The sequence below is a fragment of the Paraburkholderia sp. SEWSISQ10-3 4 genome, assembly GCF_030464785.1.
GTDB lineage: Bacteria > Pseudomonadota > Gammaproteobacteria > Burkholderiales > Burkholderiaceae > Paraburkholderia > Paraburkholderia aspalathi.
Genome location: NZ_JALPRI010000015.1, coordinates 112,124 through 131,113 on the forward strand (window position 1 = coordinate 112,124; position 18,990 = coordinate 131,113).

The 18,990-nt window shown below is 63.2% G+C and carries 18 protein-coding genes; 8 read left to right on the top strand and 10 right to left on the bottom strand.

Annotation, left to right across the window (positions count from 1 at the left end; genetic code table 11):
- Positions 1 to 128 precede the first annotated feature (128 nt).
- Together rpmF and M0D68_RS24770 are read right to left on the bottom strand one after the other, a co-directional pair.
- On the bottom strand, positions 129 to 308 hold the full coding sequence (gene rpmF, locus M0D68_RS24765; protein WP_006051932.1) for a 50S ribosomal protein L32: 180 nt from the start codon (positions 306 to 308) through the stop codon (positions 129 to 131).
- 101 nt (positions 309 to 409) lie between these two features.
- Positions 410 to 1,054, bottom strand: a complete 645-nt coding sequence (locus M0D68_RS24770) for a DUF177 domain-containing protein (protein ID WP_256455413.1) — start codon at positions 1,052 to 1,054, stop codon at positions 410 to 412.
- A 257-nt stretch (positions 1,055 to 1,311) separates the two neighbouring features.
- On the opposite strand from M0D68_RS24770, the gene M0D68_RS24775 reads away from it, so the two are divergent.
- Both M0D68_RS24775 and M0D68_RS24780 read left to right on the top strand, forming a co-directional pair.
- Positions 1,312 to 1,929 (top strand): Maf-like protein, encoded by a 618-nt coding sequence (locus M0D68_RS24775; protein WP_200618369.1) that lies wholly within the window; start codon positions 1,312 to 1,314, stop codon positions 1,927 to 1,929.
- Positions 1,926 to 2,645 carry an SAM-dependent methyltransferase gene (locus M0D68_RS24780; RefSeq protein WP_200618368.1) on the top strand — a complete coding sequence of 240 codons (720 nt, stop codon included), beginning with the start codon at positions 1,926 to 1,928 and terminating at the stop codon, positions 2,643 to 2,645. The genes M0D68_RS24775 and M0D68_RS24780 overlap by 4 nt, the downstream gene beginning before the upstream one ends.
- A 118-nt stretch (positions 2,646 to 2,763) precedes the next feature.
- Here the strand turns inward: M0D68_RS24780 and M0D68_RS24785 are convergent, their stop codons facing one another.
- The 4 genes from M0D68_RS24785 to M0D68_RS24800 are packed head-to-tail and all read right to left on the bottom strand — an operon-like array spanning position 2,764 to position 5,889.
- Positions 2,764 to 3,768 carry a S49 family peptidase gene (locus M0D68_RS24785; RefSeq protein ID WP_200652966.1) on the bottom strand — a complete coding sequence of 335 codons (1,005 nt, stop codon included), beginning with the start codon at positions 3,766 to 3,768 and terminating at the stop codon, positions 2,764 to 2,766.
- Positions 3,769 to 3,801: 33 nt separating this feature from the next.
- Entirely contained in the window at positions 3,802 to 4,206 is a 405-nt protein-coding gene (locus M0D68_RS24790) for a Rieske 2Fe-2S domain-containing protein (protein ID WP_200618367.1), read from the bottom strand.
- Positions 4,203 to 4,862: an HAD-IA family hydrolase gene (locus M0D68_RS24795; RefSeq protein ID WP_200618366.1), complete on the bottom strand. Its 660-nt coding sequence runs from the start codon at positions 4,860 to 4,862 to the stop codon at positions 4,203 to 4,205. The genes M0D68_RS24790 and M0D68_RS24795 overlap by 4 nt, the downstream gene beginning before the upstream one ends.
- Positions 4,855 to 5,889, bottom strand: a complete 1,035-nt coding sequence (locus M0D68_RS24800; RefSeq protein ID WP_200618437.1) for an RluA family pseudouridine synthase — start codon at positions 5,887 to 5,889, stop codon at positions 4,855 to 4,857. The genes M0D68_RS24795 and M0D68_RS24800 overlap by 8 nt, the downstream gene beginning before the upstream one ends.
- A 732-nt stretch (positions 5,890 to 6,621) precedes the next feature.
- On the opposite strand from M0D68_RS24800, the gene M0D68_RS24805 reads away from it, so the two are divergent.
- From M0D68_RS24805 to M0D68_RS24830, 6 genes are all read left to right on the top strand, one after another.
- Positions 6,622 to 9,918, top strand: a complete 3,297-nt coding sequence (locus M0D68_RS24805; protein WP_266225640.1) for an Rne/Rng family ribonuclease — start codon at positions 6,622 to 6,624, stop codon at positions 9,916 to 9,918.
- Positions 9,919 to 10,160: 242 nt separating this feature from the next.
- A complete protein-coding gene (gene moaA / locus M0D68_RS24810) occupies positions 10,161 to 11,270 on the top strand; it encodes a GTP 3',8-cyclase MoaA (protein ID WP_200618364.1) in 1,110 nt (369 codons plus the stop codon).
- Positions 11,271 to 11,283: 13 nt separating this feature from the next.
- The gene (gene mobA / locus M0D68_RS24815; protein WP_200618363.1) at positions 11,284 to 11,898 is read left to right on the top strand and encodes a molybdenum cofactor guanylyltransferase MobA; all 615 of its coding nucleotides are present in this window, start codon (positions 11,284 to 11,286) and stop codon (positions 11,896 to 11,898) included.
- Between the two features lie 74 nt (positions 11,899 to 11,972).
- The gene (glp, locus tag M0D68_RS24820) at positions 11,973 to 13,274 is read left to right on the top strand and encodes a gephyrin-like molybdotransferase Glp (RefSeq protein ID WP_093640675.1); all 1,302 of its coding nucleotides are present in this window, start codon (positions 11,973 to 11,975) and stop codon (positions 13,272 to 13,274) included.
- Positions 13,275 to 13,374: 100 nt separating this feature from the next.
- On the top strand, positions 13,375 to 13,650 hold the full coding sequence (locus M0D68_RS24825; RefSeq protein WP_054036190.1) for a hypothetical protein: 276 nt from the start codon (positions 13,375 to 13,377) through the stop codon (positions 13,648 to 13,650).
- On the top strand, positions 13,650 to 14,138 hold the full coding sequence (locus tag M0D68_RS24830) for a GNAT family N-acetyltransferase (RefSeq protein WP_200618362.1): 489 nt from the start codon (positions 13,650 to 13,652) through the stop codon (positions 14,136 to 14,138). Before M0D68_RS24825 ends, M0D68_RS24830 begins: the two co-directional genes overlap by 1 nt.
- A gap of 30 nt (positions 14,139 to 14,168) precedes the next feature.
- Here M0D68_RS24830 and M0D68_RS24835 read toward each other — a convergent pair whose 3' ends face one another.
- From M0D68_RS24835 to M0D68_RS24850, 4 genes are all read right to left on the bottom strand, one after another.
- On the bottom strand, positions 14,169 to 15,614 hold the full coding sequence (locus M0D68_RS24835; protein ID WP_200618361.1) for a DNA recombination protein RmuC: 1,446 nt from the start codon (positions 15,612 to 15,614) through the stop codon (positions 14,169 to 14,171).
- Entirely contained in the window at positions 15,611 to 16,600 is a 990-nt protein-coding gene (locus M0D68_RS24840) for a D-glycerate dehydrogenase (RefSeq protein ID WP_093640524.1), read from the bottom strand. Before M0D68_RS24840 ends, M0D68_RS24835 begins: the two co-directional genes overlap by 4 nt.
- Positions 16,601 to 16,666: 66 nt before the next feature.
- Positions 16,667 to 18,094, bottom strand: a complete 1,428-nt coding sequence (locus M0D68_RS24845) for a sodium:proton antiporter (RefSeq protein WP_200618360.1) — start codon at positions 18,092 to 18,094, stop codon at positions 16,667 to 16,669.
- Positions 18,095 to 18,158: 64 nt separating this feature from the next.
- Entirely contained in the window at positions 18,159 to 18,821 is a 663-nt protein-coding gene (locus M0D68_RS24850) for a lactate utilization protein C (RefSeq protein ID WP_093640530.1), read from the bottom strand.
- Positions 18,822 to 18,990 lie beyond the last annotated feature (169 nt).

Consider the following 18,990-nt stretch of genomic DNA (forward strand, 5'->3'; position numbering starts at 1 on the left):
CGCTAAAGCGCCAACTGCGATCGACACAAAAAAGCGGCAGATGAATGCCGCCTTTTTGCCGAGCCGGGAAAATGTCAAGCGAGCCGATCGCCACGCGAAACGCCAAGGGGCGCAACGCAGTGAAACGATTAGTCGTTCTTCGTCTTGACGACTTTCTTGCCGCGATAGTAGCCGTTCGGGCTAACGTGGTGACGCAGATGCACTTCGCCCGTGCTCGGTTCCACGGCCAGCGGCGCTGCCGTCAGGAAATCGTGCGAACGGTGCATGCCGCGCTTCGACGGCGACTTCTTATTTTGTTGAACTGCCATGACTAACTCCTAAAAATTTTCCGAATTCTAACACAGCCCGACCCGGTGTCCGCCATTGACCGAATGGCCAATGCGCCCGCTTCGCGCTCCCATGCAACTGTTCAGTGCTTCTTGTCGCCCGGCTCACCGCGCTTGAGACTTTCGAGCGCCGCAAACGGATTGGGCCGTTCGGGCTCAGCGCCCTCACCAGCTTCGTCCGGCGCAGCCTCGTCGCCCTCGCCTTCTGCTCCAGCCACACCAGAGACAAGGCTCTCGTGCACTTCAGGACACACCTCGTGCTTGGGCACGAGCGGCAAGGAAAGCAGCAACTCTTCTTCGATCAAGTCGATGAGATCGAACTGGCGCGAGCCCACGATCACTTCGACTTCATCCTCGTCGAGCGGAAACTCTTCGGCTTCCGCCTCAGTGCTGACGATCCGGTAAGTTGCATCGACATTGAACGCCTGCAGATACGGTGTCATGCACCGCTGACATTCGAGCCATGCAGCACCGTGAATCGCCAGCCTCAGATAAGGCTGCGGACCCTCGGTGCCGTCGTCCTGCAATTCCGGCTGCGTCGCCCCTTCGGCTTGCCACGTGAACGCGGTATCGCGATCTGGCGCTTCAACCGGGACTTCGTTTAACATGCGCGGCAGTTGCGAGACGCGCACGACACCCGCGGCCTGACGCCCACTCCGCGCAAATTCGAACAGATCGATATCGTGCGGGTCGGACAGACCAGCAGGGTTGCCAGGATGTTGAGTCATGTGCGCTCCTGCGTCGGCAAGGATTTCGCCGGGGGTAAATCGGTTTGCAAAGCAGTCCGCGGAACTCATGCGCTGCCCGGTATTGCTCGGTGTTGCCAGAGCGCGTTACCTAAGCAGTAGCCCGCCTGTGCAATAGCATACCGATGAAAAGCCCGAAATCATATCCGTTTTGTCTTTTCGAGTCAAACACTTAAGCCCGTACACGTGCGCCACCCGCACAGCCTCGTACGACCCGCCTCTCTAGCCGTTGGTTGCACATGCCAGATTCCCTCAATCGCCCGCCACGCCTGATCCTGGCGTCGAGTTCACCTTATCGTCGAGAACTGCTCGAGCGCCTGCGGATTCCGTTCGAAGTCGTCGTCCCGGCAATCGACGAAACGCCGCTCGCCGGCGAAACGCCCGAAGTGACGGCCCTGCGCCTCGCCGAGGCAAAAGCCCGCGCGGTGGCAGCCAAGTTCGGCGCCAGTGAAGCCGCACTTGTCATCGGCTCGGATCAAGTCGCCACTTACGACGGCCTGCAGATCGGCAAGCCCGGCTCGCATGACAAGGCGCTCGCCCAGTTGCAGGCAATGCGCGGCCGCGAAGTGCTGTTTCATAGTGCGCTGTGCCTATTCGACAGCCGTTCGGGGGCGGCGCAAACCGCCGACATCATCACTCGCGTGCAATTCCGCGACCTCCCGGACGCCGCGCTGGAGGCGTATCTGCTTGCCGAAATGCCCTACGACGTCGCAGGCAGCGCAAAATCCGAAGGCCTCGGCATCGCGCTGCTCGAAGCCATTCACTCGGACGACCCGACCGCGCTGATCGGATTGCCGCTGATTGCACTGTCGCGCATGCTGCTTGCGGTGGGCTATCCACTCCTGGGGGCGCAATGAGCGGCACCTTATATCTGATCCCGAACACACTCGGCGAAGGCGATGCCGACGCCCTCGACGCCGTCCTGCCCGCGCCGGTGCGCGCCCGCGCGGCCTCGCTCAGCTATTACATCGGCGAAAATGCGAAAACCACCCGCGCTTTCCTGAAGAAGGTCGGCACCGAAAAACCGATCCAGGAAATCGAGATTCGCGAACTGAACGTCAACACGCCGGCCGGTGAGATCGACAAACTGCTCGCGCCTTTGCTGGCGGGGACGGATGCCGGCCTAGTTTCCGAAGCCGGTTGCCCGGCGGTCGCCGATCCGGGCGCCCTGCTGGTGCGCCGAGCGCATGAGCGCGGCGTGAAGGTCGTGCCGTTTGTCGGGCCGAGCTCGATTCTGCTGGCGTTGATGGCTTCCGGCCTGAATGGCCAGAGTTTTGCGTTCCACGGCTATCTGCCGGTCGACGCCACTGAACGGGCCAAGCGCCTGCGCGACCTGGAACAGCAGTCGCGCAAAGCCAAACAAACGCAGATATTTATCGAGACGCCCTATCGGAATAAGCCGCTGCTCGACACGTTGCTGGCGACGTGCGCGCCCTCCACATTGGTCTGCGTCGCCGTCGATCTGACGCTGGAAACGGAAACCATCGCCAGCCGTACTGTGGCCGACTGGAAAAAGAAACCGGCTATCGATCTCCACAAACGGCCGGCAATTTTCCTGATCCTCGCCGTCTGACCGCTGCCGCGGCTCGAACCGATCAGCTTGCCGATCGGTCGCTGTTTACTAACGGCAAAAAGCAAAAAAAGCCCCGCGCGATCAGCACTCGATCGCACGGGGCTTTTTCCATATTGAATTACCGCAAGCTCATCTTCCCGCCAAGCGCCATCGCGTGAACGGCGCCACTGCCGACTGCCGCACCGAACTTGCGCGCCACGCGGTCCGTAATGCTCTCCTTGACCGTGTAGTCGACGATATCCGGCGCCTTGAAAAGATCGCGCGCAACGTAATCCGCGTCGCCGAGACCATCTGCAAGCCCCAGCTCGACGCTCTTCTGCCCCGTCCAGAAGAGGCCTGAGAACATGTCCGGCGTTTCGTGCAGGCGTTTGCCGCGACCTTGACGCACGGCGTCGATGAACTGTGCGTGAATCTGGTCGAGCATATCCTGCGCATGTTCGTCCATCTTCGGCGTTTCCGGTGAGAACGGGTCGAAAAAGCCCTTGTTCTCACCCGAAGTGTGCAGGCGGCGCTGGATCCCCAGCTTGTCCATCAAGCCGGTAAAGCCGAAGCTATCCATCAGCACGCCAATCGAACCGACAATGCTCGCCTTGTCCACGTAAATCTTGTCGGCCGCCGCGGCCGCGTAATAGCCGCCCGACGCGCACATGTCGCCGACCACGACATACAACGGGATCGACGGATACTTGGCGCGCAGCCGGCGAATCTCGTTGTAGATAATGCCCGCCTGCACCGGGCTGCCGCCCGGGCTGTTGCAACGCAGGATCACGCCTGCCGTACCCGCATCGTCGAACGCACTTTCCAGCGCGGTGTTGATATCTTCCGCGTTCGCGTTCGTATCAGCGGAGATTTCGCCGTCAAGCGTGATCATGGCCGTATGCCGGCCAGTGGTCGTTACCTTGTCGCCCGAGAAATCGAACGCGCCCCATACCGCCAGCAGCAGGACGATCAGGAACACAAACCGGAAGAAGATCTTCCAGCGCCGTGCCGCGCGTTGCTCGGTGATGGCCGCAAGCGCGATGCGCTCGAGCGCGGCGCGCTCCCAGCCCGGCTCATCGGCAGGCGTGCGGGGGCGGCCTGTCAGGGACGGTTCTTTCGGTTCGGGAGTCAAATTGTCGGACATGCGGTGCAGTGGAAAGATCGAAGAGGAGAAAAATCAGGGGGTGGCCGGGCGCAGTTCGCCGTCCGGCAGCCAGAACACGGCACGGCCTTCAGGTGTATCCCGCTCATCAACCTGGACGGGGCGCAAGCGGCCGCCACGGCACGGGCCGCCGACGCATTTGCCCGTATCTGGCGCGTAAATCGCGCCATGTGTGGCGCACATCAAGTATAAACCGGACGATTCGAAGAACTGCCCTTCGGCCCAGTCGAGCTCCATGGGCACGTGGGCGCAGCGATTCAAATAGCCGTATGCACGGCCATCATAGCGAACAAAAAATACCACGACGTCGCCACCACCGAGCCTGGCCGCGCGCCGTACACCGGCGCCGCCATCGACCAGTTCTTCGGACGCGCAAATGCGAACCGCTTCCGTCGCCGCCTCGGTTATACCCGTGCTCATGCGTTCTCTCGCAGCCAACCGGACAGGTCGGTCACGCTCGAGGCGACAAATTTCGGCGACAAAGCCGTCAACGAGCCGGCAGGATGCGCGCCGTATGTGACACCAATGCCCGCGACGCCCGCATTGATCGCCATTTGCAGATCGTGCGTCGTATCCCCTACCATCACCGTGCGCGCCGGATCCTGCCCCAGTTCACGCGTAAGCTCGTGCAGCATCGCGGGATGCGGCTTCGAGAAGGTTTCGTCCGCACAACGAGTGCCGTCGAACAGGCTCGTCAGACGCGACTGGTCGAGCGCGCGATTCAGCCCGACGCGGCTCTTGCCGGTCGCCACCGCCAGCAGATAACCCAGATCGCGCAATTCTTGCAGCATCTCGCGCACGCCGACGAACAGCTCGGTGGTCTGATCCTTCACTAAATAGTGGAAGCGATAGCGCTCCGCCAGACGCGGGTAGTCGGACGGATCGAGCGTAGGCGCGGCGATTTGCAGCGCGTCGCGCAGGCCGAGGCCGATCACATAGCTGGCGGCCTCATCGGCGGGTACCGGCAGACCGAGATCGCGGCACGCCGACTGGATGCTGCGCGTGATGTGCGCGGTCGAATCCATTAGCGTTCCGTCCCAGTCGAAGACGATCAGATCAAATTGCTCTCTAGCCATGCGGTGTCGTCTCCGGGTTTGACCCATTTTGTGATTCACGTAATTCATTGAGCTGCGCCACGAAACTGCGGCATTCGGCCGGCAGCGGCGCCTCGAACTGCACGGGCGCGCCAGTTGCCGGATGCGTCAGCTTAAGGCGGTATGCGTGCAGGAACATGCGTTTTAGACCTGGCTTCGCGTTAGCGCGCGCCAGCGCCTTGTTCAGCGCAAAGTCGCCGTATTTGGCATCGCCGACGATCGGCAGTTCCAGATGCTGCAAATGGACGCGGATCTGATGCGTGCGGCCGGTCTTCAGTTCCGCCTCGAGCAGCGCGTACTCCGGCCAGCGGTCGATCAGATTGAAAACCGTGTGCGACGCGAGGCCGTCGGCCTGGACACGCACGCGTCGCTCGCCGTCCGCAGTCAAATACTTATGCAGCGGCTCCTTGACCGCGCGGCGGCGGCCCCAGTCGCTCGCCCATTCGCCGTGGACGCACGCATAGTAGCGCTTATCCATCTTGTTCTCGCGAATCTGCTCGTGCAGATTGACCAGCGCGGAGCGCTTCTTGGCTAGCATCAGGATGCCGGAGGTCTCACGGTCCAGCCGATGCACCAATTCGAGGAATTTCGCCTGGGGCCGCGCTTCGCGCATCTGTTCGATCACGCCGAACGCCACGCCGCTGCCCCCATGGACCGCCACGCCGGCCGGTTTATCGATCACGAGCATGTGCTCGTCTTCAAAAATAATTTTGAAATCGGCGCTCGGCACTGGCACCTGAGCGATCGCCTCGTTCGGTTGAGCGACGCGAATAGGCGGCACGCGCACCAGATCGCCCAGCTCGAGGCGGTACTGCGCGTCTATCCGGCCCTTATTCACACGCACCTCGCCGCTACGCAGGATGCGGTAAATATGGCTTTTGGGCACGCCCTTACAGACGCGCAACAGGAAGTTATCAATGCGCTGTCCGGCCGCACTGTCATCGATCTCGATCATCGAGACCTGGTCGCTTGCGACCGATTTCTGGGATATTTTGCCTAACTCTTTCATTATGAATATAATTTGCCCAGCAGTCTGCGGCGGCCGGCGCAGTGTCCGGAATTCGGGCGGATTGCGCAGGTGCAAGCGATAAATCGTTATTTTACTTGCGCCGGGGTCTGGTTGCTCACCCTGAAAATGAGATGCAACATGTTGCACGCACGAAGTCAGTGCCCGGCAGGGACGGCGCCCACAGGCGCGTTCGGTCAAGGTCGGCTTCGACGGTAACGGAATTTTGGTAAAAAAGAATTTAACTTTCAGCTTCGGTATCGGGCGGTCTGACGCCCTGCTGTAGGAAGCTGCGAGTTGCGAAAATACGGCGTGCGCCCGAGGCGTCTTGTAGAAAATACAAGACATGGCGACGTCAAAATGAGGCGAGACACCCCCAGCGAGAAAAGACGCGCCGACTGCGCGAACTTCCCGCTGCGGCATGACCGCAGCCTCCGGCCCTCCGGTCACGCGCCCAGTTGGCGCACCGGCGCGAGTGGACGAAAGGCTTATGAAGGTCTGCTGGCAGAACCCGCGGCGTGTCGGGTCGTTATTTGAAGCCGTGTTCGCATGTGCCCTGCGGCACCGCGCCCATTTTTCAATGGGGCCGGGCCCTCTCAGGCAATTCTCCCGCCATTTTTCCCGCTCCAGCGTGCTTGTGAAAACACAATAAGGCGCGGCATGCCGCTGCCCTCGTGGCTCTCGCGACTGACAACCGCGCAGCTGAGGGCTAGCTAAGCCGCCTGGAGCCGTTCAATGAAACGAATGTTGTTCAACGCGACGCAGCAGGAAGAACTGCGCGTCGCCATCGTCGATGGGCAAAAACTCATCGATATCGACATCGAAACCGCCGGCCGCGAACAGCGCAAAGGCAATATTTACAAGGGCATCATCACCCGCATCGAGCCGTCGCTCGAAGCCTGTTTCGTCAACTACGGCGAGGACCGCCACGGCTTTTTGCCGTTCAAGGAAGTCGCCCGCCAGTATTTCCGTGACGGCGTCGACATGCGCTCCGCGCGCATTCAGGACGCCCTCCGCGAAGGCCAGGAACTGATCGTTCAGGTCGAAAAGGAAGAACGCGGCAACAAGGGCGCGGCCCTCACCACCTTCATCTCGCTCGCCGGCCGGTATCTGGTTCTGATGCCGAACAACCCGCGCGGCGGTGGCGTATCGCGCCGGATCGAAGGCGACGACCGCCAGGAACTGCGCGAAACCATGGCGCAACTGCAATTGCCGGAAGGCATGAGCATCATCGCGCGCACGGCCGGTATTGGCCGCTCCGCCGAAGAGCTGCAGTGGGACCTGAACTACCTGATGCAACTGTGGCGCGCCATCGAAGCCGCGTCGCAAAGCGGTTCGAGCGGCCAGCCGATGCTGATTTATCTCGAATCGAGCCTCGTTATTCGCGCGATTCGTGATTATTTCCAGCCGGATATCGGCGAAATTCTGATCGACACCACCGAAATCCATGACCAGGCTCGCGCCTTCATGGATATCGTGATGCCGGATAATGTCAGCAAGGTGAAGCGGTATCACGACGACGTGCCGCTCTTCTCGCGCTTCCAGATCGAACACCAGATCGAAACCGCGTATTCGCGCACGGTCCCGCTGCCTTCGGGCGGCGCCATCGTGATCGACCACACGGAAGCGCTGGTCGCAATCGACGTGAACTCGGCACGCGCCACCAAGGGCGCCGACATCGAGGAAACGGCGGCACGCACCAACCTCGAAGCCGCCGACGAAGTGGCCCGCCAGTTGCGCCTGCGCGACCTGGGCGGCCTGATCGTGATCGACTTCATCGACATGGAATCGGCCAAGAGCCAGCGCGAAGTCGAGCAACGCCTGAAAGACGCGCTGAAGCACGACCGTGCACGCGTCCAGATGGGCAAGATCTCGCGTTTCGGCCTGATGGAACTGTCGCGTCAACGTCTGCGCCCGGCTCTGTCGGAAGGCAGCCATGTGACGTGCCCGCGCTGTAATGGCACGGGCCACATCCGCGATACCGAATCGTCCGCGCTGCAAGTGCTGCGGATCATTCAGGAAGAAGCGATGAAGGAAAACACCGCGGCGATCCATTGCCAGGTGCCGGTCGAAGTGACCGCCTTCCTGTTGAACGAAAAGCGCGCCGAAATCAACAAGATCGAATCGCGTTTCAAGGTCAACGTCGTTCTGATCCCGAACAAGCATCTCGACACGCCGCATTACAAGCTCGAGCGCCTGCGTCACGACGATGCGCGCCTCGACGAGCCGCGCGCTTCGTGGAAGATGGCCGAAGAAGCGGCCCGTGAACTGGAATCGGAAACCGGTTACAGCAAGCGCGCCGAGGAAGTGAAGCCGAAGCAGGAAGCCGCGGTCAAGGGCATCACGCCTGAGAAGCCGGCCCCGAGCGCGCCGGTCCGTCCGGCAGTAACCCCGGCACCGGTGGCTGTCACTCCGGCCGGCGGCGGCTTTATTGGCTGGTTGAAGAATCTGTTCGGCATGCAGCCGGCCGCGCCGGCGCCTGTCGCACCGGCTACGACCGAAAAGCAGACGCGTCCGCAACGCGGCGAACGCACGGAGCGCGGTGAGCGCACCGGCGAACGCGGCGGCGATCGCAACCGCAACCGCCGTAGCGGCGCAGGCGGCCGCGATGCAACGGGCCGTGGCGAAGGCGCGACCGGCGGCCGTCAGGCTCAGGGTCAGCAACCGTCGCAGCGTCGCGAGGAACGCGAACCGCGTGAAGCACGCGAAGGTCGTGAGCCGCGTGAAGCACGTGAATCGCGCGAGCCGCGCGCTAACCGTGAGCAGCGTGAACCGCGTGAGGCCCGTGAAGGCCGCGAACCGCGCGAGGCTCGTGAGCCGCGTGAAGGTCGCGAGGGCCGTGACCGCGACAATCGCGGCAGCGATCGTGCGGAAACCGTCGAGGGCGCACCGCGCGCCGAACGTGGTGAACGCCAGGAACGCGGCGAACGCCGTGAGCGTGGCGAGCGCGCTGAACGTGGCGAACGCCGCAAGCAGCAGCCGGAAGCCGCAGATGCACTGACGCAGAGCGACGCGCAAACGGCGGAAGAGCTGGCGCAAAACCAGACCGCCCTGGGCGAAAACGGTATGCCGGTCGATCAGGAAGCAGTGGCGCGTGAAGGTGAAGAGCGCCGTCGTCGCCGTCGCGGCCGTCGTGGTGGTCGTCGTGAGCGTGAAGAAGACGTGAACGGCAACCTGGCTGCGGACGTTGCGGAAGGTGAAGGCGACAACATCAATGTGACCGATGACGCACCGGTGCGCACCGCGCACCAAGCGGTCGAGCACAAGGCTGAAGTCAACGAAGCGGCTGCAGTCAAGCCGGTGGAAGTGGTTGTTGCTGCTGTCGCGACGGAAACCGTTGTGGTCAGCGAACTGCACGCTGTAACCGAAACGCCGGCGCTGGCCGCCGAGCAGGCTGCGAAGACGGAAACGGTTGTGCCGGTCGCAGAAGCGCCGGTTGCACCGGTTGCGGTCGAGCGGGCCGTGGAAGCGCCGGTGGCGCAAGCCGTTGCCGCGCCGGTTGAAGCCGCGCAAGCTGCGCCGGCTGCCAGCGAGACGGTTTCGCTCGCCGAACCGGTCGCCCGCTTTGAAGCTCCGGTTGAAACTCGGGTCGAAGCGCCGGCAGTTGCTCCGGTAGTTGAAGCGCAAGCCGCACCGGCTCCGGTGGAAACGGTGGCTCCGGCAGCAGTGGTCGAAGCGCCGGCCGCCCAGCCGGCACGGCAAGCCGATATCTTCGAAGCGCAACCGGTCGCGGCAGGGGTCGCACCGGCAGTTGAAGCGGTCGTTGAACCGGCAGCAATTGAGCCGACGCCCGTTGCAGTTGCTGCGCCGCAAGCGCCACGTAATGCCGGTGTGTCGGCTGAAGCCCTGAAGCCGGTGCTGGAACAAGCCGGTCTCGTCTGGGTGAACACCGACGCCGACAAGCTGCGGGCCGCGCAGGAAGCGGCTGCGCAAGCGGCCAAGCCGGTTCGCGTAGGTCGCGAGCGTAAGGCATTGCCGCCGGTCGAAACCGCGCCGATGCAAATGGTGGAAACCGGTAAGCATCCGCAGTAAGCGAACCGCCGCCAAGCAAAAAGCCCGCCCTCACCGGCGGGCTTTTTGTTTTATGGGCGCCGCGGCCCCGTCCGATTACGGGCTTTATGCCCCTCCCCGTATACCCGGACGGCGTCCTGGCGCCGGCAGCCGCCGGATGCATTTCCGCTAGAATGAATATCTAGGTTCCAATCGCAGCACCGGTCGCAGCACCAGGCCCGGCACTTAAGCAGCCCGAAACGAAGCATCAAGCGAAGCAATTCATGTCCCGACGCATCATCCCTGTTGCCGATCTCAGCGCGGTGCCGGTCATTACCGGCCCCGTGCAGGCGCCCAGCGGCGCGCTGCACGACACGCTGGCGCGCCCGCTGCGCGATCTGCGCATCTCGGTGACGGATCGCTGCAATTTCCGCTGTGTCTACTGCATGCCGCGCGCGGTGTTCGACAAGGATTACGCGTTCCTGCCGCATAGCGCACTGCTCAGCTTCGAAGAAATCGAACGGCTGGCGCGGCTCTTCGTCGCGCACGGTGTCGAGAAAATCCGTCTTACGGGTGGCGAGCCGCTGCTGCGCAAAAATCTGGAATTCCTGATCGAACGGCTCGCGCAACTCACCACGCCGGAAGGCCGCCCGCTCGATCTGACGTTGACCACCAACGGCTCGCTGTTGGAGCGCAAGGCGCGCAGCCTGAAAGACGCCGGCCTGACCCGCGTGACGGTGAGTCTCGACGCGCTCGACGACACTCTGTTTCGCCGCATGAACGACGCCGACTTCGCGGTCGCCGACGTGCTGGACGGGATCGCCGCGGCGCAAGCGGTGGGACTCGCGCCGGTGAAAGTCAACATGGTCGTCAAACGTGGCACCAACGACGGCGAAATCGTGCCGATGGCGCGGCATTTCAAAGGCTCGGGCGCGGTGCTGCGCTTTATCGAATACATGGACGTGGGCACGTCGAACGGCTGGAACATGACCGAGGTGCTGCCTTCCGCCGACGTCGTGACGCGCATCGCCGAGCATTTCCCGCTCATGCCGCTCGAAGCGCACAGCGCAGCCGAAACCGCCCAGCGCTGGGGTTACGTGGATGGCGGTGGCGAAATCGGCGTGATTTCGAGCGTGACGCGCGCGTTTTGCGGCAGTTGTACGCGAGCGCGTCTGTCGACCGAGGGCAAGCTGTATCTGTGCCTGTTCGCCTCGTCCGGTCACGATCTGCGTGGGTTGCTGCGCAGCGGCGCGAGCGACGCCGCCATCGCCACCGCCGTCGCCGAAATCTGGCAAAGCCGCAGCGACCGTTATTCGCAATTGCGCGGCAGCAATGCAGCCGCACCGCGCGCGCAGGACGCCCGCCGCGTGGAAATGTCGTACATCGGCGGCTAAGTCGGCCGCGCCCATGAACCCGGCTCGCGAACACATCACCGGTCTGGTCCTCGCGGGCGGACGCGGCGTGCGTATGGGCGGCGTCGATAAGGGTCTGCAAACGCTGCACGGCGAGCCGCTCGCCGCTCACGTGCTGAAGCGGCTCGCACCGCAAACCGGCGCCCTCCTGATCAGCGCCAATCGTCACCCTGAGGTCTATACGGCGCTGGGCGCGCCGTTCGGCGCCAAGGTGTTTGCGGACACCCTGCCCGGCTTCCCCGGACCGCTGGCGGGCCTGCTCGCCGGTCTGCGCGCGGCCGGCACCGCGTACGTGCTAAGCGCGCCCTGCGACACGCCCGGGCTGCCCGCCGATCTCGCCGCCCATCTCACGCAGGCACTGAGCTCGCATCAGGCCGACATCGCCACCGTCACGACCACGAACGCCGAAGGCCACGTCTCGCTCCATCCCGTGTTCGCATTGCTGCGCACGAGTCTCGCCGACGACCTGGCGGCCTTTCTCGACGCCGGCGAGCGTAAGGTTCGCGCGTGGTACGCGCGCCACAAGACGGTCGAAGTCGCCTTTACCGACGAGCGCGCGTTTTACAATATCAATTCGTTACAAGAACTCGCCGACCTCGAGCGTTGCTGAGGCCCCGGTTGAAATCCCGCTCCGGCCGCACGGCAACAGCCGCTTCCGCCGCCGATCGCGACGTCCAGCCCTTCATGACCACGCTTAACGAATTTTCCAGCTGCGTCGCGCAGTACGATCCTCATGCGCTACCTGTTTCGGCCGCCCAGGCGATCGTCCGTCAATGGGCAACGCCCGTCACGGCGGTCGAACGCGTGCCCTTGCGCGATGCGCTCGGCCGCGTGCTCGCAGCCGATATCGTTTCGCCGATCAACGTCCCGTCGCACGACAATTCGGCCATGGACGGCTACGCGTTCAATAGCGCGGCATTGGCAACGAGTGAATCCACGGTCAATTTGACGATCGCCGGCAAAGCGCTGGCGGGTCATCCGTTCCAGGGCCACGTCGACACGACGCAATGCGTACGCGTCATGACGGGTGCCTGCATGCCGGCTGACTGCGACACCGTCGTGCCGCAGGAGCTTGTCGAGCGCAGCGCCGATTCCACCTCGATCCGTTTTGCGGCCAACGCCTTGCGAGCCGGCGCCAACCGGCGCCTCGCCGGCGAAGACCTCGCCCGCGGCCATGCCGCGCTACGCGCCGGCCGCATCATGCGCGCGTCGGACCTCGGTTTGCTGGCTTCGCTCGGCATTGGCGAAGTCAACGTGCGGCGGCGCTTGCGCGTCGCGTTTTTCTCAACCGGCGACGAATTGCGCTCGCTCGGCGAACCGCTCGACCCGGGTTCGGTGTACGACAGCAACCGCTACACGCTGTTTGCGATGCTTCGGCGCCTGAACATGGATACGCTCGATCTGGGCGTGGTGCGCGACGAACCCGCGGCGCTCGAGGCTGCATTGCGCAGCGCCGCAGCCAGCGCCGACGTGGTGTTGACGTCGGGCGGCGTCTCGGTCGGCGAGGCGGATTTCACCAAGCAATTGCTGCAGACGTTCGGCGACGTCGCCTTCTGGAGTCTCGCGATGCGTCCGGGCCGGCCGCTCGCTTTTGGCCGCGTCTGGTCCGGCGCGCATCCGGGTCTCGGGCTACCCGCGTTATTCTTCGGCTTGCCGGGCAATCCCGTGGCCGTGATGGTGACGTTCTACCAGATCGTGCGCGAAGCGCTGCTGCTGATGTCCGGCGCTACGCCGCAGCCGCTGCCGGTCTTGCGCGCCGCCAGCCGCCAGGCCATCCGCAAGCGCGCCGGCCGCACCGAATACCAGCGCGGCGTCGCCGGGCAAGATGCGCACGGCCAATGGCATGTCACGCCGACCGGCTCGCAAAGCTCCGGCGTGCTGAGTTCGATGAGCGAAGCAAATTGTTTCATCGTTCTCGGGCACGATGAAGCCGATATTGGCGAGGGCGAGCACGTCGATATCATGTTGTTCGACGGCCTGATCTGACGCCTGACCGAACGCTTGCGTGGCGGCGTTTTACGGCCGCGCTTTCAGCCTCATTTGCACGCTTTACCCATTACCACTACGACACACGGGTTTGACTTACATGAAAAAACAGATCTCGTTCATTGCACCGGGACAGACGGCCAAAGCGCTTATCCTCGTGTACCTGACATTCTCGGTGCCGATCGTGCTGCTCGGCGTGCTGGTGGCGTTCATCCGCTATGGCTCGGTCGAACTGAGCACCGTGTTCAGTGCGCTGCTGCTGAACGCGATTCTCGGCTTCATCCTGCTGTGGATTGCGTGCCACGCCTACAACTGGGTGGCGTCGCGCTTTGGCGGTATCGAAATCCAACTGACCGACGCGCCGGAAGAAGCGTAATGCCCGCCACGATCCGCGCCGCGACGCCTGCGGATACGGGCGCTATCTTCGCGCTGACGTACGAGCTGGCCGAATTCGAGAGTCTCACGCACGTATTCGTCGCGACCGAAGACGGATTGCGCGACGCGCTGTTCGGCGCGCGGCCCTCGATCGAAGCACTGGTGGCGGAAAACGAAGGACGCATCGTCGGCTATGCGCTGTTCTTCCACAATTACTCGAGCTTCGCCGGCAAGCGCGGACTATATCTCGAAGATGTCTACGTGCAACCGGGTCAGCGCGGTAGCGGGCTAGGCGCCGCGATGCTCGCGAGGCTGGCGGCACTGGCAGTCGAGCGGCAATGCGGACGCTTTGAATGGACCGTGCTCGACTGGAACAAGCAGGCCATTAGCTTCTACGAAAAATTGGGCGCGACAGTGATGCCGGATTGGCGCGTCGTGCGTCTGACGGGCGACGCGCTGGAACAGTTGGCCGCAGCAGCTGCTTACTGAGTTTGAGTTCGAGCCGACGACCATCCGGCTCTACTGCTCGTCGGGATCCACACCCGTTAGCGCATCGCCGAGCAACCCGCTCGCCTCTTCACCCGGCAACGCCTCGACGTCACGCAGCTTGCGGTTCATGACGCGGGTGCGCGTCTCCGCGGCTTCGATCGAACGCGTGACGGTTTCAAGCTGCGCCTTGGTCTTGGCCAGCACGTCACCGAATTTCCCGAACTCCGTTTTCACCGCGCCGAGCACTTGCCACACTTCGCTCGACCGCTGCTCGATCGCCAGCGTGCGGAAGCCCATTTGCAGGCTATTGAGCAAGGCGGTCAGCGTGGTCGGGCCGGCAATCGTCACGCGATAGTCGCGTTGCAGCAGGTCCGTCAGGCCCGGCCGACGCAGGACTTCTGCGTACAGACCTTCGGTCGGCAGAAACAGGAGCGCGAAATCAGTGGTGTGCGGCGGCGACACGTACTTCTCTGCAATCGTGCGTGCCTCGGCGCGAATCCGCGCTTCGAGTGCGCGCGACGCCTCCTCCACCGCAACCGGATCGGCGCGCTCCTGGGCCTCGATCAGCCGCTCGTAGTCTTCGCGCGGGAACTTGGCGTCGATCGGCAGCCAGACCGGGGTGGCTGGACCACCCACCTCCGCACGGCCCGGCAGTTTGATCGCGAACTCGACGCGATCGGCGCTCTTCGGTATCGTCGCGACGTTCTTTGCGTATTGATCCGCTGTGAGCAGTTGTTCGAGCAATGCTTCGAGCTGCACTTCGCCCCACGTGCCACGCGTTTTGACGTTAGTGAGCACTTTCTTCAGATCGCCGACACCCGCCGCCAGCGTCTGCATTTCACCCAAACCGCGATGCACCTGCTCCAGCCGGTCGGACACCAGTTTGAACGATTCGCCCAGGCGTTGTTCGAGCGTGGCGTGCAATTTTTCGTCGACGGTGCGGCGCATCTCGTCGAGCTTCGTCGAGTTGTTCGCCTCGATGTCTTTCAGCCGATGCTCGATGGTCGCACGCACTTCGGCGAAGCGGCGATCGTTCGACTCGGTGAGCTGGCCCAGTTGCAGGGTCAGCGTGTCGCCGAACTGCTTGAGCGTGCGCCCCTGCTCATCGCGTGCCTGCTGCGCCTGCTGCTGCAAGCTGTGACGCACGGCGTCGAGTTGCTGCGCGAAGCCATCGATCTTGCCGCCCTGCACCGTCGTCATACTGCTGAATTGCGATGCCAGCGTTTGCTGGAAGTGCGCGAACCCACTGCTCTGCTCGGTGCGCGAGACGCGCGCCGTTTCCGTGATGTCGTTGCGCAGTTGCCGCTCGAGCCGCTCATAAGCATGCGACTGCGCATCCGCCGCCGTATCGATACGTTCGCTGAGAATCTCGAACTGCTCGCTTCCGTCAGTGCGACTACCGCGCATCAGCAACGCCAACGCGATGACCAAGGCGACCGCCAGCACGGCAACGGCCGCCACCAGAATCATTGTCATGAACGCGCCTTGCCGATGACCTCGGGGTTGATCGGATTCGGCGGCCGGCCGGCACGTGGACCTTCGCCCAGTGCCGCGATTAGATTGTCCGCGGCGAGGTTCGCCATGGCGCGGCGCGTTGCTTCGGTCGCGCTGGCGATATGCGGTGTCAGTACGACATTCGGCACCGTCAGCAGATCCGGATTCAGACGCGGCTCGCCTTCGTAAACATCCAGGCCCGCTGCGGCAATCTGTTTCGTGCGGAGCGCTTCGACCAGCGCGGCATCGTCGACGATGCCGCCGCGTGCGATGTTGGTGAGCGTTGCGGTCGGCTTCATCTGCGCGAATTCGGCTGCGCCGATCGTATGGTGGTTTTCCTTCGTGTACGGCAAGACGAGCACCACGTGATCGGCGCGCTGCAGCAGGTCCTGTTTGGACGCGTATTGCGCGTTCAACTCCGCCTCAATCTCCGGCGCGACACGCGAACGGTTGTGATAAATCACCTGCATGTTGAAACCCTTGGCGCGACGCGCCAGCGCCTGTCCGATCCGGCCCATGCCGATCACGCCAAGTGTCGAGCCGTAAAGGTCGGTGCCGAGAAAACCGTCATAGGTCCACTTCTGCCATTTGCCCGCGCGCAGCCAGTGCTCCGATTCGGCGATGCGGCGCGCCGCGGCCATCATCAGCGCCCAGCCGAAATCGGCGGTCGATTCGTTCAGCACGTCCGGCGTGTTGGTGCCGAGCACGTTCGCCGCGTTGAACGCAGCCATGTCGAAGTTGTTGTAGCCCACCGCCATGTTCGACACCACGCGCAGACGCGGCGCCGCGGCGAGCGTCGCCGCGCCGACTGGATCGCCCGCGGTCAGCGCGCCGTCTTTATCCGCGAGACGGCGCGTCAACTCGTCTGCGGGCAAGACTTCACCCTGGTGCCAGTCGACATCGAAATACTGTTTGAGCCGTTCGATCACATCGGGAAAGATCGGGCGGGCGACGAGGATCTTCTGCATTGCAATTCTCCGGATAGCGCGTCGAGTCCAACGACCTCGGCGTCAGAATAAGCGTGAAACCAGGCGTCAAAAAAACAGCCAGCCGGTGACGAGAAACAGCGGCACCAGCACCACAACCGACCAGCCGAGATACGCGAAAAAGCTCGGCATGCGAACGCCGCGCGACTCCGCGATCGCTTTCACCATGAAGTTCGGTGCATTGCCGATATACGTGTTGGCGCCCATGAACACCGCGCCGGCCGAGATCGCCGCGAGCGTCGTGGCGCCGGTGGTCATCAGTGTCTGCGCGTCGCCGCCGGCCAGGTTGAAGAACACCAGATAGGTCGGCGCATTGTCGAGAAACGACGATAGCAGGCCAGTCGCCCAAAAATACATCAGGTCGTGGGGCTGGCCGGACGGGTTGACCAGATGGACGATGCCGGCGAACGCGCCCGCCTCGCCGGCGCGCAGGATTGTGATGACCGGCGCGATCGTCACGAAGATGCCCGCAAACAGTTTGGCGACCTCTTCGATCGGTGCCCAGTTGAAGTCATTGCCGGCGCGTGCCGCGCGCGGCGTCAACGCCAGCGAGAGCAAGGTGACGCCGATCAGCGCGACGTCGCGCACGGCATTTTGCAACGCGACGTGCGTACCGAAAACGTCGAACACGACGTCGGATTTCCAGAGTCCGCTCATCAGAACCAGCGCAATCACGGCCGCAAGCAGCAGGAAGTTGATCTTGCCGTCGACGCCTAGCGGCGGCGAATCCGGCGTCGGATCGAGAAAGCGCGAACGCTCTTCTTCACGCCGATGAAAATAGTACGAATCCAACGCATAGAACGCGGCCAGCAGCACGACGCAGACAAACAGCATCGGCACCGCCAGATGCGTGGTGGTCCAGAAGAAACTGACGCCTTGCAGGAAGCCGAGGAAGAGCGGCGGATCGCCGAGCGGCGACAACGAGCCACCCGCGTTCGCGACCAGAAAGATGAAGAACACCACCACATGAACGACGTGCTTGCGATTGTCGTTTGCGCGCAGCAATGGGCGGATCAGCAGCATCGCCGCGCCGGTCGTGCCCATGATGCTGGCCAATAGCGTGCCGAGCGCGAGAATTGCAGTATTCAGGCGCGGCGTGCCATGCAGATTGCCGCGCACGCAGATGCCGCCCGCGACCGTATAAAGCGCCGTCAGCAACACGATGAACGGAATGTATTCTTCGAGCACCGCGTGCACCAAGGTTCCGAATGCGACGCCCGTGCCGAAGGTAAGCGCAAACGGCACCAGGAAGAGCAGTGCCCACGCTGCCGCGATCTTGCCGAAATGGTGATGCCAGAATGCCGGTGCGACCAACGGAAACACCGCGATCGACAACAGCACGCCCGCAAACGGCAGGCCCCACATCGCCGACAGCGTCGCGCCATCAAGCGTAGCCGCCGATGCTAGTTGAGGCCACCCGGCCAACGTCAGAGCAGCAGCGAGCGTCATGCTCGCCCACACGGCATGTCGTTTCATATTCTTGAAGTCCTTATTTGCGCGAGTGACGGTGCGCGGCCGGAGGCCTGGCCGCTCGCCACGCTCAAGCGCCACGCACGACGATCACATGCACCCGATACGGCCCATGTGCGCCAAGCACGATAGTCTGTTCGATATCGCCGGTGCGCGACGGCCCGGAGACAAAATTGACCGCGCGCGGAAGTTCACCGCGTTCGCTGCGGATCAGCCCAAATGCCTCTTCATGTCCTGAGACGATGCGCGAAGCCGGCACGATTGCAATATGCGTTTCCGGCAGCAAGCCTGCCGATGCGTAGGTTTCCGGTCCGGACAACAGAACAAGCGTGCCCGTCTCCGCAGTCGCGCAGAAGCAGCCAGTGAGACCGACTACGTCGCCGTCTTCAGGTTTGCGGAATTCGACGTGAAGGCCGGCTTCGGCCCATTGAAGATCTTGCAGGGTTTGCCATGCGATCGCTTGCAGCGGCAAAGCGTGTTCAGTGAGGTAGCGATGCGCGGCGGAAGGCACGTCGCCCAGCGAGTCGACCGTGTCGACCGTGGTGGCCATTCTCTGCGCTTCTTCGATGAAGCGCGTGGTCAGATCGGCCGGCATCTCCGGACGCGGACCCTCGGGATGGCGCGCCAGATAATCCGCAGCCGCCTCGCGCTCGGCAGCGGAGGGCTCAGGCTCGCGCCCTTGTGCCGCGCGGATGCGCGCCAGGATGTTGCGGCGGGCAATCGATGTGTCCATATGCGAAATCCTCGTGTCGACAGCCGTGCGATATGGCGGGAATTATACCGGCCACCCTGCGCGCGAACACCCTGGCCGAACGGCCTAAGGCAGCGTATCGGCCACGCGGCGAGCACGATCTCTGCGAGATCCCAGCAAAATATCGGCACAAGACATCGACACATGAGTC